This is a genomic window from Aestuariimicrobium kwangyangense DSM 21549 (assembly GCF_000421525.1).
GTDB lineage: Bacteria > Actinomycetota > Actinomycetes > Propionibacteriales > Propionibacteriaceae > Aestuariimicrobium > Aestuariimicrobium kwangyangense.
On record NZ_ATXE01000002.1, the window covers coordinates 600007 to 616028 of the forward strand.

At 68.0% G+C, this 16022-nt stretch carries 15 protein-coding genes and 1 other RNA gene; 3 read left to right on the forward strand and 13 right to left on the reverse strand.

All coding sequences use genetic code 11. From position 1 onward, the window contains the following. Positions 1-47: 47 nt before the first annotated feature. Together H507_RS0109390 and H507_RS0109395 are read left to right on the forward strand one after the other, a co-directional pair. Positions 48-902, forward strand: a complete 855-nt coding sequence (locus H507_RS0109390; protein WP_022910464.1) for an aldo/keto reductase — start codon at positions 48-50, stop codon at positions 900-902. Positions 903-1109: 207 nt separating this feature from the next. Then, on the forward strand, positions 1110-1490 hold the full coding sequence (locus tag H507_RS0109395) for an Rv3235 family protein (protein WP_157438941.1): 381 nt from the start codon (positions 1110-1112) through the stop codon (positions 1488-1490). 3 nt (positions 1491-1493) lie between these two features. On the opposite strand, the gene secA is transcribed toward H507_RS0109395, so the two are convergent. From secA to H507_RS0109440, 10 genes are all read right to left on the reverse strand, one after another. Beyond that, positions 1494-4349: a preprotein translocase subunit SecA gene (gene secA / locus H507_RS15920; RefSeq protein WP_022910466.1), complete on the reverse strand. Its 2856-nt coding sequence runs from the start codon at positions 4347-4349 to the stop codon at positions 1494-1496. Positions 4350-4439: 90 nt separating this feature from the next. Beyond that, positions 4440-5642, reverse strand: a complete 1203-nt coding sequence (locus H507_RS0109405) for a winged helix-turn-helix domain-containing protein (protein ID WP_211217327.1) — start codon at positions 5640-5642, stop codon at positions 4440-4442. A 60-nt stretch (positions 5643-5702) separates the two neighbouring features. After that, entirely contained in the window at positions 5703-6338 is a 636-nt protein-coding gene (gene hpf / locus H507_RS0109410; protein WP_026378042.1) for a ribosome hibernation-promoting factor, HPF/YfiA family, read from the reverse strand. A 98-nt stretch (positions 6339-6436) separates the two neighbouring features. Further along, entirely contained in the window at positions 6437-7117 is a 681-nt protein-coding gene (locus H507_RS0109415) for a ComF family protein (RefSeq protein WP_022910467.1), read from the reverse strand. Between the two features lie 68 nt (positions 7118-7185). After that, positions 7186-8937 (reverse strand): LpqB family beta-propeller domain-containing protein, encoded by a 1752-nt coding sequence (locus tag H507_RS0109420; protein WP_022910468.1) that lies wholly within the window; start codon positions 8935-8937, stop codon positions 7186-7188. Continuing rightward, entirely contained in the window at positions 8934-10463 is a 1530-nt protein-coding gene (mtrB, locus tag H507_RS0109425) for an MtrAB system histidine kinase MtrB (RefSeq protein WP_281166935.1), read from the reverse strand. The genes H507_RS0109420 and mtrB overlap by 4 nt, the downstream gene beginning before the upstream one ends. Positions 10464-10504: 41 nt before the next feature. Beyond that, positions 10505-11152: an MtrAB system response regulator MtrA gene (gene mtrA, locus H507_RS0109430; protein WP_051139766.1), complete on the reverse strand. Its 648-nt coding sequence runs from the start codon at positions 11150-11152 to the stop codon at positions 10505-10507. A gap of 178 nt (positions 11153-11330) precedes the next feature. After that, positions 11331-11897 (reverse strand): YqgE/AlgH family protein, encoded by a 567-nt coding sequence (locus H507_RS0109435; protein WP_022910471.1) that lies wholly within the window; start codon positions 11895-11897, stop codon positions 11331-11333. A 108-nt stretch (positions 11898-12005) separates the two neighbouring features. Next, positions 12006-12374, reverse strand: a transfer-messenger RNA (tmRNA) gene (gene ssrA / locus H507_RS17700). 64 nt (positions 12375-12438) lie between these two features. Continuing rightward, entirely contained in the window at positions 12439-13083 is a 645-nt protein-coding gene (locus H507_RS0109440; protein WP_022910472.1) for a DUF1707 SHOCT-like domain-containing protein, read from the reverse strand. Positions 13084-13173: 90 nt separating this feature from the next. Between H507_RS0109440 and H507_RS0109445 the strand changes: the two genes are divergently transcribed. Continuing rightward, complete coding sequence (locus H507_RS0109445) at positions 13174-13545, forward strand: FKBP-type peptidyl-prolyl cis-trans isomerase (RefSeq protein ID WP_022910473.1); 372 nt, start codon at positions 13174-13176, stop codon at positions 13543-13545. Between the two features lie 71 nt (positions 13546-13616). Here H507_RS0109445 and smpB read toward each other — a convergent pair whose 3' ends face one another. The 3 genes from smpB to H507_RS0109460 form a co-directional block, all read right to left on the reverse strand. Further along, entirely contained in the window at positions 13617-14090 is a 474-nt protein-coding gene (gene smpB, locus H507_RS0109450) for an SsrA-binding protein SmpB (RefSeq protein ID WP_022910474.1), read from the reverse strand. Between the two features lie 130 nt (positions 14091-14220). Then, positions 14221-14553, reverse strand: a complete 333-nt coding sequence (locus H507_RS0109455; RefSeq protein WP_022910475.1) for a TfoX/Sxy family protein — start codon at positions 14551-14553, stop codon at positions 14221-14223. Between the two features lie 14 nt (positions 14554-14567). Beyond that, on the reverse strand, positions 14568-16001 hold the full coding sequence (locus H507_RS0109460) for a M23 family metallopeptidase (protein WP_022910476.1): 1434 nt from the start codon (positions 15999-16001) through the stop codon (positions 14568-14570). Positions 16002-16022 lie beyond the last annotated feature (21 nt).

The following is a 16022-nucleotide window of genomic DNA, read 5'->3' on the forward strand; positions in this document are numbered from 1 at the left end:
ACCCTCGATCCGCCCACTCCGCCGCCACCCGGGCATAGATTGTGTCCATGGAACTTCGTCGTTTCGGCCGCACCAATCACCAGTCCAGCGTGCTGGTCTATGGTGCCGCCGGTTTGTCAGCCGTCAGCCAGCAGGTCGCGGACGCGTCCCTGCAATCCGCCCTCGAGGCGGGCATCAACCACTTCGACACCGCCCACAACTACGGCGAGGCCGAGGACCGCATGGGCCCTTGGGTGCCGGGGGTGCGTGACCAGATCTTCCTGGCCACCAAGACCCAGCAGCGCACCAAGGACGCCGCGTGGGCCGAGATCAACCGTTCCCTCGAGCGGCTCGACACCGACCACGTCGACCTGCTGCAGCTCCACGCCGTCTGCAATGACGACGACCTCGCCGACGTCTTCGCCGACGGGGGCCCGCTGCCCGCACTCGAGCGTGCACGCGAGGAGGGACTGATCCGTTTCATCGGCATCACCGGTCACACGGAGGCCGCACCGCGCATCCATGCCGAGGCCCTGCGCCGGTATGACTTCGACTCGGTGCTCACCCCGCTGAACCACCAGCTCTACTCCGAGCCGGAGTTCGCCGAGAACTTCCACACGCTGCTTGACCTGGTCGAGCAGAAGGACGTGGGACTGCGCACCATCAAGGCCGTGGCCCGCCGCCCGTGGGATGACCAGGAGCGCCGCTACGCCACGTGGTACGAACCCTTCGACACCCAGGATCTGGTCACGGCCGCCGTCTCGTGGGTGCTGGGCAAGTTCCCGACCATCACCGGCATCGCCACCGCCGGCGAATCCCGCCTGCTGCCCCTGGTCTACGAGGCCGAGGCGAACCGGATCAGCGTCGACGAGGCCGACTCCGTGTTGAGCCGCGTGGACGACTACCGGTCCATCTTCGTCTGAGGGACCCGCTCGACCCGCAGTCGACAGACAGCCCACCCGGGCAACACTTCATCCGTGGAGTGTTGTCCGGGTGTTGTCGTCCATGGCGAGGGACTTCCCCCGTCGAGCGGCTGCGGATTCAGTGGGGCCATGACGACACTCACCCTGGTCCTCGATCCCGCAACCGCCACACCCCCCACCCCTCGGGGTCCGAGCTCGAATCGGACCATGCCCTCCGCGCAGGAGTCGCCGCTGGGCGGCGAGCGGCGCGCCACCCAGTTGGTGGGTGTGCTCGCCCACCGTGCCCTCGAGGTGCTGCAGCTGCGGCGCCAGGCCAAGCACGTGCAGGCACTGTTCAGCGAGGAGTCGATGACCGTGCTGCGCGCGTGGTCGGGGGTGCCTGCCTGGGAGGGTGCCCGGATCGGCAGCGTGCGCGCCACGGTGCTCAACCACCGCCACGTCGAGGGATGCGTGCGGGTGGTCACCCAGGATCGCTCCGTGATGATCACCCTGCGGCTGGAGCGATCCCCGCGCGGATGGGCCTGCGCGAGGATCGACGTGCTCTGCAGCCGCGGCCACCTGGCACGGTGGGGAGTGGCAGCTGCCTGAGGATCAGGCCGCCGTGTTCCTCCCGTGACAGGCCTTGAACTTCTTGCCCGACCCGCAGGGGCACTGCTGGTTGCGCCCGACGTTGGCGAAACCACCGGTGTTGCGGGCCGACGGCGTGGAACTCTCCGCCTCACCCTGCTCGTCCGGAGCGGTGTAGGTGAGCTGGCGCTCACGGGCGGGCTGCGACCCTGCCAGTCCCTTGGCACGCACCTTGGGACGACGGGACGATGCCTCCCGGCCAGCCCCTGGTTGCGCAGTGGAGGTCACACCCCGCACCTCGGCCAGGGCGTCGAACTCCACCTCCGCCTCGGGCACGTCGGCGTCATCGGTCTCGGACGTGACCAAGGTGCGGGGGTCGACTCCCGACTGCACGCCGACACCGCTCACCTCGCCGGTGACCTCCAGGTTGAACAGGTAGCCGACGACCTCCTCCATGAAGGCTTCCATCATCTGCTGGAACATGAGGCCACCCTCACGCTGGTACTCCACCAACGGGTCGCGTTGGGCCATGGCCCGCAGGCCGATGCCCTCGCGCAGGTAGTCCATCTCGTAGAGGTGCTCACGCCACTTGCGATCCAGCACCGTCAACATCACCTGGCGTTCGAGTTCGCGCATGGTGTCAGCTCCCAGCGACTCCTCACGGGCGTCGTAGGCACGGCTGGCGTCCTCGACGAAGCGCTCGACCAGGGCAGACGCGTCATGTTCGTCGTCGATGTCATCGAAGGTGACGGTGACGGGATACAGCGTCTGCAGGTCGGTGATCAACTGCTCCAGGTCCCAGTCCTCGGGCAGTCCCTCGGTGCGCTGGCGGACGGCGGCCTCAACGACCCTCGACACGGTGTCGCGCAACTGCTGCTCCACGTCGGCGCCGTCGAGCACCTGTCGGCGGTCGCCGTAGATCGCGTGGCGCTGACGGTTCATCACGTCGTCGTACTTGAGGACGTTCTTGCGCATCTCGAAGTTCTGCGCCTCGACCTGCTTCTGGGCGCTCTCGATCGACTTGCCGACCCAGTTGGACTCGATGGGGACGTCATCGGGCACCTTCAGGGTGACCATGGCGCGCTCCATGGCGGGCCCGTTGAACAGCCTCATCAGGTCGTCGCCCAGCGACAGGTAGAACCTGCTCTCCCCCGGGTCACCCTGACGGCCGGACCGGCCGCGCAACTGGTTGTCGATGCGACGTGACTCGTGACGCTCGGAACCCACCACGTAGAGCCCACCCGCTTCGACGACCTCCTGGTGTTCGGCCGCGACCTGCTCCTCGAGCTCGGCCAGGGTGTCATCCCAGGCAGCCTCGTACTCCTCGGGGGTGGTGTGCGGGTCGAGCCCCCGCTCCCTCAGCACGAGGTCGGCCAGGAACTCGGGGTTGCCGCCGAGCATGATGTCGGTGCCACGTCCGGCCATGTTGGTGGCCACGGTGACAGCACCCTTGCGACCGGCCATCGAGACGATGGCGGCCTCAGACTCGTGGTGCTTGGCGTTCAGCACTTGGTGGGGCACACCGGCGGTACGCAGCCGCTTGGAGAGTTCCTCTGACTTCGCGACGGAGGCGGTACCGATCAGCACCGGCTGGCCCTTGGCATGTCGCTCGACGACGTCGGCGATGATGGCATCGAACTTGGCGTCCTCGGTGCGGTAGATCAGGTCCTTCTGGTCGACGCGGATCATGGGCATGTTGGTGGGGATGGGCACCACACCCAGCCCGTAGATCTTCTGGAACTCGCTCTCCTCGGTGAGAGCCGTACCGGTCATGCCAGCCAACTTGTCGTACATGCGGAAGAAGTTCTGCAGGGTGATCGTGGCCAGGGTCTGGTACTCGTCCTTGATCTCGACCCCCTCCTTCGCCTCGAGCGCCTGGTGCAGGCCTTCGTTGTAGCGGCGACCGGTGAGGGTTCGTCCGGTGTGCTCGTCGACGATCAGCACCTCGCCCTGCATCACGACGTAGTCCTTGTCGCGCTTGAACAACTCCTTGGCCTTGATGGCGTTGTTCAGGTAGCCGATCAGCGGGGTGTTGGCGGACTCGTACAGGTTGTGGATGCCGAGTCGGTCCTCGACGGTGCTGATGCCGGGGCCCAGCACCGAGACGGTGCGCTTCTTCTCGTCGACCTCGTAGTCACGATCCCGACGCAGGCGGGTGACCAGCGAGGCGAACTCGGGGTACCACTGGTGGTTGTCCTCGGCTGGCCCCGAGATGATCAGCGGGGTGCGGGCCTCGTCGATCAGGATGGAGTCGACCTCGTCGACGATGGCGTAGTGGTGACCGCGCTGCACCAGTTCCTCGGCCGACAGCGCCATGTTGTCGCGCAGGTAGTCGAAGCCGAACTCGTTGTTGGTGCCGTAGGTGATGTCGGCCTGGTAGGCGACGGCGCGCTCGGCCGGGGTCATCGAGGTGAGGATCGCGTCGGTGCGCAGCCCCAGCATGTGGTGCACGCGACCCATCTGCTCCGACTGGTAGCGCACCAGGTAGTCGTTGACCGTGACCACGTGCACGCCCTTGCCCGTCAGCGCGTTGAGGTAGGCGGGCAGGGTGCCCACGAGGGTCTTGCCCTCACCGGTCTTCATCTCCGCGATCCGTCCGTGGTGCAGGGCTGCACCGCCGATCAGCTGCACGTCGAAGTGGCGCTTGCCCAGCACCCGTTTGGACGCCTCACGCACCGTCGCGAAGGCCTCGGGCAGGATGCTGTCCAGTGACTCACCGTTGTCGATGCGCTGCTTGAACTCAGCGGTCATCCCTGACAACTCGTCGTCCGACATGTCCTCGAAGTCAGGCTCGATGGCGTTGACCTGGTCGGCGACCTTCGACAGCTTCTTGAGTTCCCTGCCACTGCCGGCATTCAGCAGTCGATCGATGAAGCTCACAGACGTCCTTTTCGCTTGACTCACTCGGGTGCGCCCCGCAGGGGGCGCACACATACCCGATCATGCTACCCGCCTCGCAGTGGCAGGCCCTCACAGCATGGGTGCGAGCCGCGCTGCACCGTTGCCGCGCGGCTCGACCACCACCTGCTCCAGCCCCAGCCAGCCGGTCAGCTCGAGAAGTGCTTGGGCCAGTTCGGCGCTCGTGCGCACCGGATCCGCGTCGGCCTCCAGCCAGGTCGCCTTCACCTCGAGACGGGAAGCCGCCCGGTTGGCCTTGAGGTCGACCCGCGCACACAGCTGGTCGTCCAACAGGAAGGAATAGACGTAGTACCCGTGCACCCGCTGGGGCGCAGGCACATAGATCTCGATGCGGTACGGGTAGCCGAACAGGGCCTCGATGCGGTCACGTTGGAACATCATCGAGTCGAACGGGCTGAGCAGGGCCCGGCCACTGGCCCGACGGGGGCGCTCTGCCTCGTGCCAGACCCAGGTGGGCCTGGTCTCCCAACCGCGCACCCTCACCGGCACGAACTGCCCGTCGCTCACCAACTGCTCGAAGGCCTGGGCGGTGACGGCGTCACGCCGCAGGTAGAAGTAGTCACTCACACAGGTGAGCGAGAACACCCCGAGCGCACGGCCAGCGCGGGCCAACAACTGGCGGCGCTGCTCGACCGGCGACCAGTCCTGGTGCAGGTGTTGCGGTGGCAGCACCCGCTCGATCAGGTCGTAGCGTCGTTCGAACTGGCTGTTGCGTCCTGCGGAGGAGACGGAGCCTGCCGAGAAGTCGTACTCGAGCACCTGCTTGACCGACGACCAGTTCCATCCCCAGCTCTCGCGGCTGCGCTCCTCCTCGTGGTCGATCTGGCGGGCCGTGAGTGGGCCGTGGTCGGCAATGGTCGACAGCACGTGGGCGGGCAGACCGGGGTGCGCCGTCTCGACCCTGGCCAGGGTGTCGGCGTACCTGGCCGCCATGGCGTCCATCCGGTGCCGCAGGGCCGGGGCCAGTGCCACGTCGATCAGGCTGGCGGCGTGGCCCCAGTACTCGAAGAGCCGTCGCGGGGCCTTGCCGGCGGCCCGATCGAGCAGGGCGAGGTCGTAGGGGCCCAGCCTGGAGAAGAGCGGCAGGTAGTGGGCTCGCTGGACGACGTTGACCGTGTCGATCTGGAACTGCGCGACCCGTTCGATCTCGGTCTGCACGTGCCTCATGGTGACCGCGGGCGGACGTCGGTGCGTGACAAGGCCCTGGGCCGCCAGAGCCATCCGGCGGGCCAGGGCCAGGGTCAGGTCGCTCATGGGGCCCAACCTAACGGGCCCCACCGACATTCCCGAGGGGACATTCCTCGCGGTGTCGGATCAACTGGCGTTCCTCACGTCCAGGTGGATCACCCCGTAGTCGTATCCCTTCCGCCGGTAGACCACACTGGGCCGACCCGACTCGGCGTCGGAGTAGAGGAAGAAGTCGTGCCCGACCAACTCCATCTCGTCGAGCGCCTGGGCGAGCGTCAGCGGGGCCCCGCTGAACTCCTTCTCCTTCACCACCAGGGGGCCGTCACCGATCACGTCGAGTCCGGCGACGGTGTGGTGGCTGTCCGACCCGTTGACCTGGTGTTCTCCGTCCAGACCTTCCGACGAACCGGCCTCGATCAGGGGGGCGCCGAAGTGATCCGCGGTCCGCAGCCCGTGGTGGTGGTGCTTGCGCCGATCCTGGGCCTTGCGAAGCTGGGTCTTGAGACGTTCCATGGCCTTGTCGAAGGCGGCCAGCTTGTCGTCGGCCAGTCCTTCTGCACGCACCACCGGACCCTTGCTCCGGAGGGTGATCTCGGCGATCACGTCCTGGTCGCGACCTCGGCGGGCCGGCTCGACGGTGAACTCCACCTCGACCCGCTGCACCCGGTCACGGAACCTCTCAACGGTGCTGATCCGTTCGACCACCTGCTCCTTCACGGTGTCGCTGACATTGCAGTGACGGCCCTGAACGACGATGTCCATCTCAATCTCCTATGTTTGCCTGGGTCCAGACATGACACAGGCACGAACCTGCGAGCAATCGAGGGCTGCAGGTCGTGCCATGCACCAACGTTACCGAGTCACCCAGCAGGTGTCTGCCGGGGCGTGCTTTGCGCGTGTCTGAGTTCGGACGAGGCCACTGTGGCCGCCCCCGAGACCGTCCAACCGGCCCTGGTCAGGGCGGTGGCGGCAGCCGTCAGGCTGGCCCCGGTCGTGATCACGTCGTCGACCAGGAGCACCCTGCCTGACCCGCTCTGGGCGCGCATGGCGGCGGCCATGTTCTGCCACCGCTCGGTTCGTCCGAGGTCGAACTGGTCGGAGCCGGATCGCGCCACCCGCAGCAGCGGCTCGTGGGACCATCCCAGGCGCCTCGCCACCGCTCGTGCCAACGCCCGGGCATGGTCGTGGCCGCGCTCGGCAACAGCCTTGGAGCGAGAGGGAACCGGGACGACCAGCATCGGCTCACACCAGCCGGCCAGCCCCACTCGCAGCGAGACGGCCTCGGCGAAAGGACGGGTGAGGCCCCAACCACCTTCGTCCTTCCACGCCTTCACCAGCGCCGGCACCGGTGGGCGGTAGCTGCACGCCGCCACCACCGGCCACCCCGGTGCCGGTCCGACCAGGCGGAGGGGGGTGGGGCGGGCCAAGGCGGCCAGGCAGTCCCCGCAGGCGCCCCAGCCCGGACGACCGCACCCCGGGCAGGACGAGCCCAGGAAGAGGTCGGCGGTGGCGTCGAGCAGCGCGCGAACGCGTGGTTCCATCTCCTGATCATCACCCGCTCAAGTGGCCACCGCGGACCGCCTGTGGACAACTCGGGCGACGTGGGGACTCAGCCCGGGAGCACCGCACTGGTGACGCCGCCGACGACCAGCCGCCATCGGAACCGGTCCTCGAACCGCCAGACGCGGTTGTCATTGCCGCGGATCACGGCCGTCACGCCCTGACGTCGAGGAGTGGCGGACAGCGACACCGGTTCGATGTCGCTGGCTGACGGACCGAGCGCCTCGACCAAGGCGCCATCGGCCGAGACGCTCCACACCGAGGTGCGGGAGTCCTGGGCGGTGGGGCTCAGCACCACCAGGGTCGCGGGCTCGGCCCAGCCCACGTCCCGGGGGTTCTCGAGCCGCCCCGAGGTGGTGGTGACGGGCATCTCGAGCCAGCCGTCCGCCGTGATGGTCTCGGTGCCCCGGAGCCTCACCAGACCGAGCACGCGGGTCTTGCCCGACTCGACGATCAGGGCCATCGTGGTGCGGTCCGGCGAGATGCGGAAGGCGCTCACCGTGCCCACGGGCAGATCCTTCACCGGGAAGCGGTGCACCTGTCCGTCCAGGGTCATCCGCAGCAGGGTCGGCTGCCCCTCGATCGTCCCGATGCTCCACACGGTGCCGTCGAGCATCACCTGGGGTCGACACAGTTGGGTGGCGGTCACGCGTCGGGTGGCCTGGTCGGAGCCGAACTGGGTGGTCCACACCTCGGTACGCGCGACGTTGACCACCACGACGGTGCCCAGGTCGGGGCCGACGTCGACGTTGCCGGGAACCCCGCCCCAGCTGCGTCCACCGAAGGCCCCACTGATCGGGGTGAACTCGGGGGAACCGCCCTCGACGATGCGCCCCACCACCTGGTCGCGGACGACCACCAGGTCGGACGCGGCGCGCTGCTCGACGGGCTGGTAGGAGTCGAAATCCGAGCGCCGGATGCGGGTCGGGTCGGAGGCCCGTGGGATCTGCCACACCTGGCCGCCCGCCTGCAGTCGCACCGCCTGCACCTGGTCGAACTCGGTCAAGGTGGTGACGATCTGTGCGGCCGCGCGGGTACGCGCCCCCTCGGAGAGCACGTTCAACTGCGTCGACAGGTTGACCAGGGCCAATCCGTCGGAATCGATGCTGACGGTCGTGCTGCCCTTGGCCTCCGCCGGGAGCGCGGTCCCCACCGCTTGACCCAGCCAGGTGCTGGGGCCGGCCAGCAGGGCGTCGAGGGCGCGGCTGGGGTTGGCCGCGGTGTCGGGCACGTGCACCAGTTGCGGTGCCAGCATCGAACTGTCGGCTGACAGGAACCAGATCGTGATCGGCGAGTAGTAGCGGGTGAACAGGGTGTGGGCCAGCAGCAATCCCTCGGGGGGGTTGCCGATTCGCCACTGCCCGCCCACCCGCTGCATCCCGAAGTCGTGCTGCAACGTGCCCTGACCGGGGACGAAACGACCCTGCCCGTCGACCTGCCCCACCAGGGGCGCCGTGATCACCGCCGACTTGTCGGTGGTGATCGGCGGATGGTCCTGGGGGTCGTAGATGACAGCACCGCTGTCGGGCTTCCAACTCTTGGCCGCACCCTCGGTGAGATATTGGCGCGCCACCTGGTACCCCGGTGTCGGGGTGGCCATCGCCGTCAGGAACCCCGCGAGGATCACCTCGGTGTTGCCTCCGCGGGATGGCGGCAACGGAGCGATGTCGACGCCCTGCGAGTTCTGTTCCAGCGGTGTCTGGCTGATCCGGGTGACGGGTCCGGAGGTGGCGATGGTGGCGCACCCGCTCGCAGCCAGGGCGACGGGGACGAGGGCGAACAGGTCTCGACGGCGGATCACGGGTGACCCACCTCGTGGGTGACGTTGCGTTCCACCAGGGTGAAGTCGGTGGGGGCCAACGGCAGGGGCGAACTGCGGAGCACCTGACCGTGCCGGCGCGGCAGCGTCAGCCGGAACTGGGCTCCTCGCTTGGGTCGTCCCCAGGCCGACAACCAACCCTCGTGCAGCATCGCGTCCTCCAGACTGATCGCCAGGCCCAGTCCCGTGCCACCCATGGTGCGGGTGCGGGAAGGATCGGCCCGCCAGAACCGGTGGAACACCTGCCGCGCCTGCGAGGCGAGGAAGCCGACGCCGTGGTCACGCACGACGATGGCGACGGCTTCGTCGTCCACCTTGACGGTGATGTCGATGGGCAACTGTTCGGCGTGCTCGATCGCGTTGGTGATCAGGTTGCGCAGGATTCGCCGGATCCGGCGGGCGTCCACTTCGGCGTAGGCCGTCCCCTCGGCGTGCAGACGAAGCTGGGTACCGGCCCTCTCGGCGAACGGTCGCTGGCTCTCGACCTCGGCGGTCACCAGAGCCACCAGGTCGACCTCGTCGAGGTTGAGCACCGCGGCCCCGGCATCGAACCGGCTGATCTCGAGCAGGTCTCCCAGGAGTCCCTCGAACCGATCCAGTTCGTCGTAGAGCAGTTCGGTGGTCCGTGCCACCGAGGGGTCGAAGTCCTCCCGACCGTCGTGCAGCAGTTCGGCGGCCATCTTCACCGTGGTGAGCGGGGTGCGCAGTTCGTGGGAGACGTCGGAGACGAACTGTTGCTGGACGCGCGACAGGTCCTCCAACTGCACGATCTGCTGCTGCAGTTCGGAGGCCATGTGGTTCATCGACGTGGCGAGACTGGCGAGGTCGTCGGTGCCCCGCACCGCCATCCGTTCGTCGAGGTGGCCGTCGGCCAGCCGTCCCGCGATGATGCTCGCCTGCCTGATCGGACGGACCACGTGCGCCGACACGAGGGCGGAGATGCCCAGCATGAGGGCCAGCAGCAGCGCTCCAGTGGTGATCAGGGCGCGTTGCATCACCTGGAGCACCTGCACCTCGTGGTTGAGGGGAAAGATGAAGTAGATGGGATAGGACTGCCCCGACACCGGGGCCTGCAACCGGGCGCCGACTGCGAGCCCCGGGATCGGGGCCACCCTGTCGTCGGACGAGATCACAGTGGTCGGTGTGACGAACATGCCGTCGGGGTCGGCGGCGACCGCGTCGACCAAGGACTGCGGAACCGAGTCGAGGGCGATACCGGGCGAGACGAATCCCGAGACGGGTCCCTGGATGACGATGTGGAACTGGCTGCCCGAACTGCCGGCCTCGTCGGCCAGTTGGTTGAGCCGCTCGTACAGGCTGGCGGTGCGCAGGTCGGTGTCACGCAACTGGCGCTGGATACGGTCCAGCGAGCTCGACGCCTCCGCGATCGCCGCACTCCGCTTGCCCGCCATCACGCCGTCGGTGGCCTGTCGCATGATCAGCCAGCCGCTCAGCAGCACCACGATGATGGAGCCGATCACGGTCGACGAGATCACCCGCAGCGGCAGGGACGACCACCACCACTGACCGATCGTGCGACGTCGCTGGTTCACTCGTCCTCGATGGGGTCCCCGGCCCGATACCCGACCCCTCTGACGGTGATCACGGTCTCGGGACGCTCGGGGTCGCGCTCGATCTTGCTGCGCAGGCGTTGCACGTGGACGTTGACCAGGCGGGTGTCGGCGGCGTGGCGGTAACCCCACACCTGCTCGAGCAGTTGCTCACGGCTGAAGACCTGGGTGGGACGACGCGCCAGCGCCAGCAACAGGTCGAACTCCAGCGGGGTGAGCGAGATCAGGGCGCCCCGACGGGTGACGGTGTGTCGTTCGGTGTTGATGCGCAGGTCACCGATCCGCAGGATGGTGGGCACGCTGTCCTCGACCTCGAGCCGCCGCAGACGGGTGCGGATGCGAGCCACCAGTTCCTTGGCCCGGAACGGCTTGGAGACGTAGTCATCGGCGCCGGCCTCCAGCCCTGTCACCACGTCGGTCGTGTCGGACTTGGCGGTCAGCATCACGATCGGCACCCCGGACTCCTGCCGGATGTCACGGCAGATCTGCACCCCGTCACGGCCCGGCAACATGAGGTCGAGCAGCACCAGGTCGGGTTTGGTCTCGCGGAACATCTGCAGGGCCTTCGAGCCGTGTCCGCACCGCGCGGTGTCGAATCCCTCCTGACGCAGCACGATCTGCAGCATCTCGGCGAGCGCCGAATCGTCGTCCACCACCAGCACGCGCTGCCGCGTGCCACCGCGGGTCGGTTCGGCCACTGCGAATCCCTCCTCGGACGGGCATCGCCGCCCGGGCAATGCTTCATCACGACATGCTAACGCCCACCCCACAACGGGGAGGCTGGCAGGCGGGCTGCCGATGGACTCAGTTCTGGTCGGGGTCGTCGACCCAGGTCGACAGCAACCCGAGTTCACCGCCCTGACGGCGCAGCACACGTCGCCACAGGTTGCGTTGGTCGGAGCCGAAGAGGTCGGTCTCGCGGGCCGGCACCCGGTACCAGTCACCCCGCAGCAGTTCACCCTCCAGCTGACCTGACTCCCAACCGGCGTAGCCAGCGAAGATGCGCAGGTTGGAGTAGGCGCCCGTGACGATCTCGGTGGGGGTGTCGAGGTGGAGCAGTCCCACGTCTCCCTGCACCCGTCGCCAGCCCGGGGGTTCCTCGGCGGGCTGGTTCAGGCGGGCGACACAGATGGCACCGTTCGGCGAGACCGGGCCGCCCTGGAAGAGCAGTTGCGGGGGGCTGACCAGCGGCACCCACGAGGGCAGCACCTCGTCGAGATCGGCGTCGGCGAGCCGGTTGAGCACGACCCCGAGGGCACCGGACTCGTCCGCGTCGAGCAGGTAGACGACCGACTGCTCGAAGAAGCCGCCGCTCTGCTCGGCGCTGGCCACCAGGAGTTCACCCGCTGTGGGTCGGTTGCCGCTGCTCACCCTTCCATCCTTGCACGGGCGAAACGGGGGCAGGGGCACCGGCGGCGCAGGTCCGGGAACCACAACGCCCTCGCCCCGCGCGGTGGCGGGAACGAGGGCGTGCAGCAGGGGTGGAGGTGGCGGGAATTGAACCCGCGTCCTCGAGAGATGAACCAGGACTTCTCCGGGCGCAGTCGTCATGACGTTCTACTTGGCTCCAGTGCTTCTGACGACAGATCACTGACAAGCCCAGTCGCAGTGAAGTCCCACCTCTCCCCTGCAACGCAGGAGAGGCAGCAAGCCTCCTTGATGAGGCCAGGATCCGGACGGAAGGCTACATCCGGTCTGACCCTTCGGTCACTGCTCAGGCAGCGAGAGCGAAGTCTGCGCGAGTGTTGTCGGCAGTTATTGGTTTCCAGGGAACATTTACGAGTTGACCCCAGATTCTCGGCCCGCTTCTCCTGGGACTATCGTCCCAAGTCGAAACCAGTCACCCCCTGTTGAGTTGTGACGTCCGCTCCCCCGAGGGGGCTACGACCGCCGAAGGTCCAGTGTACCCGGTTCAGCGACCCAGCTCACGCGGTTTTCCGCTGTCGTTGAGCAGCTTGATGGGGTTGATGCTGGTGAGGAACGTGTCGGAGTCCTCGCCGCTGGCCGCCTTGGCACCCCCGACCACCGTCACGATCAGCCAGGCCAGTCCGACGACAGCCGTCACCCAGCTGAGCGGATCGATGATCGCACCGACGATGATGGCCCCCACCATCGCGATCGACAGCGCAATCTGGGTGTTGAACGACTTGGCGGCCTCGCGATGGGCGAAGGTTCCGGGGCTGGTGGCTGCGTAGGTGATGGCCGGACCGATGAAGCCCAGTGCGAGGGCCGAGAAGTGTGCGAAGCCGGCGGCTCCCTTGCCCGTGCGCCCGTCGCGGTGCTGGTTGAGCATCGGGGCGTAGGCGGGGTGGGCGCCCACCGCGGCGCTCGACAGGGGCACGCTGACGAGCCCGGCGAAGGCACGGTTGAGATCGGCGCGGGTGCGGGCCAGGAGGGCTTGGCCGACCCGCTGGTCGAGCTCCTCGGCGGTGATGCGACCCTCGGCATAGGCGTTCTGCAGGTAGGCGAGGGCCCGGTCTCGTTGGGCCTCGGTCACCAGGAGGGAAAGGCTCGGGTGCTGGGACGCCGGAGGAAGGGCAGGGGCGGGCTGGATCATGCGACCATTCTTCCGCGCGGGCCGTTGGGCAGCGATCGGGCGCGACCCCGAATCACCCCGGATTGGGTACCTTCCACTACCCTCGTGGCCATGACTGAAAAGCCTGAAGTTGAGTTTCCCGAGGGTCCTGCCCCCACCGAACTGGTCATCACCGACCTGATCGAGGGCGAGGGCGACGAGGCCACTGCCGGCCAGACCGTGGCCGTGCACTACGTGGGGGTCTCGTACTCCACCGGCGAGGAGTTCGACTCCAGCTACGGCCGGGGCGAGCCCCTGTCGTTCCCCCTCGGCGCCGGCATGGTCATCCAGGGATGGGACCAAGGGGTCCAGGGGATGAAGGTGGGCGGACGTCGCCAGTTGGTGATCCCCGCACACCTGGCCTACGGCGACCGAGGCGCCGGTGGCGTCATCAAGCCGGGCGAGACCCTGATCTTCGTGTGCGACCTCGTCGGCGTCCGCTGACTGCGGACCGAGGCACCCCGACACGACCCGAACCACCCATACCCAGGCCGCCGGCCGGTTGACCGAAGGGCTCAGCCGCGCCGGCGGCGCTGCGCCAGCTCCCGTTCGACCTCGCGGTTGGCGTCGCGCTCGGCGATCGTCTGCCGCTTGTCCCACTCCTTCTTTCCGGTCGCCAGTGCCAACTCGACCTTGGCGTAGCCGTCGGAGAAGTAGATCGACAGCGGGACGATGGTTCGTCCCGAATGGTCGGTCTCCCGCGCCAACTTGTCGATCTCGCGGCGGTTCAGCAACAGCTTGCGGGTGCGCCTGGTCGCGTGGTTGGTCCACGTGCCGAAGGCGTACTCCGGGATGTGCGCGTTGCGCAGCCACGCCTCACCGTCATCGATGGTGGCGAACGCATCGGCCAGCGAGGCCCGCCCCTGACGCAGGGACTTCACCTCGGTACCGGTCAGCACCAGCCCAGCCTCGAACCGCTCCCCCACGTGGAAGTCGTGGAAGGCCTTCTTGTTCTGGGCGATGAGCTTGCGGCCCTTCTCGCGTGGCATGGGTGTCGTCCGATCTGGTGGGGTGCTGCGACCTCCCAGCATAGGCCGACGAGCATCACCCGCCCACCCAATTCGAGGGCCACTGCGTCCTCCGGCGCGGTCCGTGCGCTCCTTCACGCCCTCGGCGGGCTCAGCGGGAGGGCAGTGACCTGGCGGCGGTGACCCCGTGGTCAACGATGCGTTGCAGGTCCTCGTCGGTGGCCACGGCTTCTGGCAGCACCGCCAGCCAGCCCTTCATGGGACGACCCTTCATCTCCATCCCGGTGATGGCCACCCCGTCGATGATGCCCCCGCTGTCATCGGGGTCGGAACGCAGCATCACTCCCCCGGTCGACGAGGCCGCAACCGCCATGGTGCCGTTCACCATGAAGCCGACCCCACCGAACATCCTCTTCTCGCTCACGCCGTCGACCCCGGCCAGTGCGGCGCGGAGTCGATCGGCGATCACGGGATCGTAGGGCACGACCGAACACTCGCTCAGTAGATGCTGGTCATGGCGTTGGTGACCTGGCCGTTGACCCAGACCATCAGGTGCAGGTGGCAGCCGGTCGAGTAACCGGTCGAGCCGACGTAGCCGATGATCTGGCCCTGCGACACGTGCTGGCCGACGCCCACCGTGTAGCGGATCGCGTGGTTGTAGCCGGTGGTGACATAGCGGCCGTTGACCAGGCCGTGGTCGATCATCAGGCGGTTGCCGTAACCGGCGTTGTAGTACCTCTCGGCGACCACCCCAGAGCGGGCCGCGCGGATGGGTGAGCCGCAGGCCGCCCCGAAGTCGGTGCCGTCGTGCAGCTTCCAGATGTGCAGCACCGGGTGCAGACGCATGCCGTACTGCGAGGTGATGGCTGCCCCCGACGGGTAGATCCAACCCTGCGAGGCAGTGGTGGTGCGGGTGGTGGTCCTGGTGGACGTCTTGCCGCCGCTCGTCCGGTTGGTCGAACGTGAGGTCTTCGACGAACTCTTGGCCTTGGCCGCTGCCGCCTTCGCGGCTGCCGCCCTGCGGCTGGCCTCGGCACGCTCGCGGGCCAGGCGGTCGCGCTCGGCCTTGGCTGCCGCTGCCTTCTGGGCGGCGATGCGCTGGGCGATCCGCTTGTCGACGGCCTCGCTCTCGGTCTGCAGTGCAACCTGCCGCTGCTGCTCGGCCTTCACCTGGGCGTCGGCGCTGGCCTTGGCCTTCTGGTTCTGCGCGTTGGCGGTGGCCACCACTGCGGCGGCCTGGCTGGCAGCCCCCTGCAGCTGCTGCGAGGTCTTCAGACCAGCAGCCGCTTCGGCGCGCAACTTCGAGACCTTGGCCTCGACCTCGGTGGCCTTGGCCTCGGCGGCGTCCAACTTCAACTTCAGCGCGGTCAGGCGATCCATCTGGGCGCTGGTCGAGTCGAGGACGGTGGTCGACCACTGCACCTTCTGGTTCAGGTCGTCGATGGTGGTGTTCGAGAACAGCGAACCGAAGCCGGCCAGCGGGTTCTGCTGCTGCATCGTCTCGCGCACCCGGGCACCCGATTCGTGCTGCCAGGCGGCGACGTCCCGCTGGGCACTGTCGGCCTCGTCCTGGGCGAGCTGCTGGGCGGCTTGGGCCACCTCGAGTTCGGCCGCCCGCTTCTGGTCGAGGGCCTGCGACTGCTCGAGACGGGACTGTGCCGCGGCCAGCTTGGCCTGCGCGTCTGCCAACGCCGCCTGCGACTGCGCCAGCGCCTGGGTGGCGGCGACGGCCTGGGCATTGGCCTCGTCGAGATCCTGCTTGTTCTGCGCGATGCGGGTCTGCACCGACTTCTTCTGGATGTCGAGCTGGTCGGCGGTGGCCAGCTGGACGCTGCCCAGACCCAGGCTCAGGGCCACGAGGGCGGCCAGACCGAATCGGGCGATTCGGCCCGCGCGGGAACCGCTACGGGCGGGGGGGAGGTCCCGAATCACAGCTGTACCCCTTCTCTGACA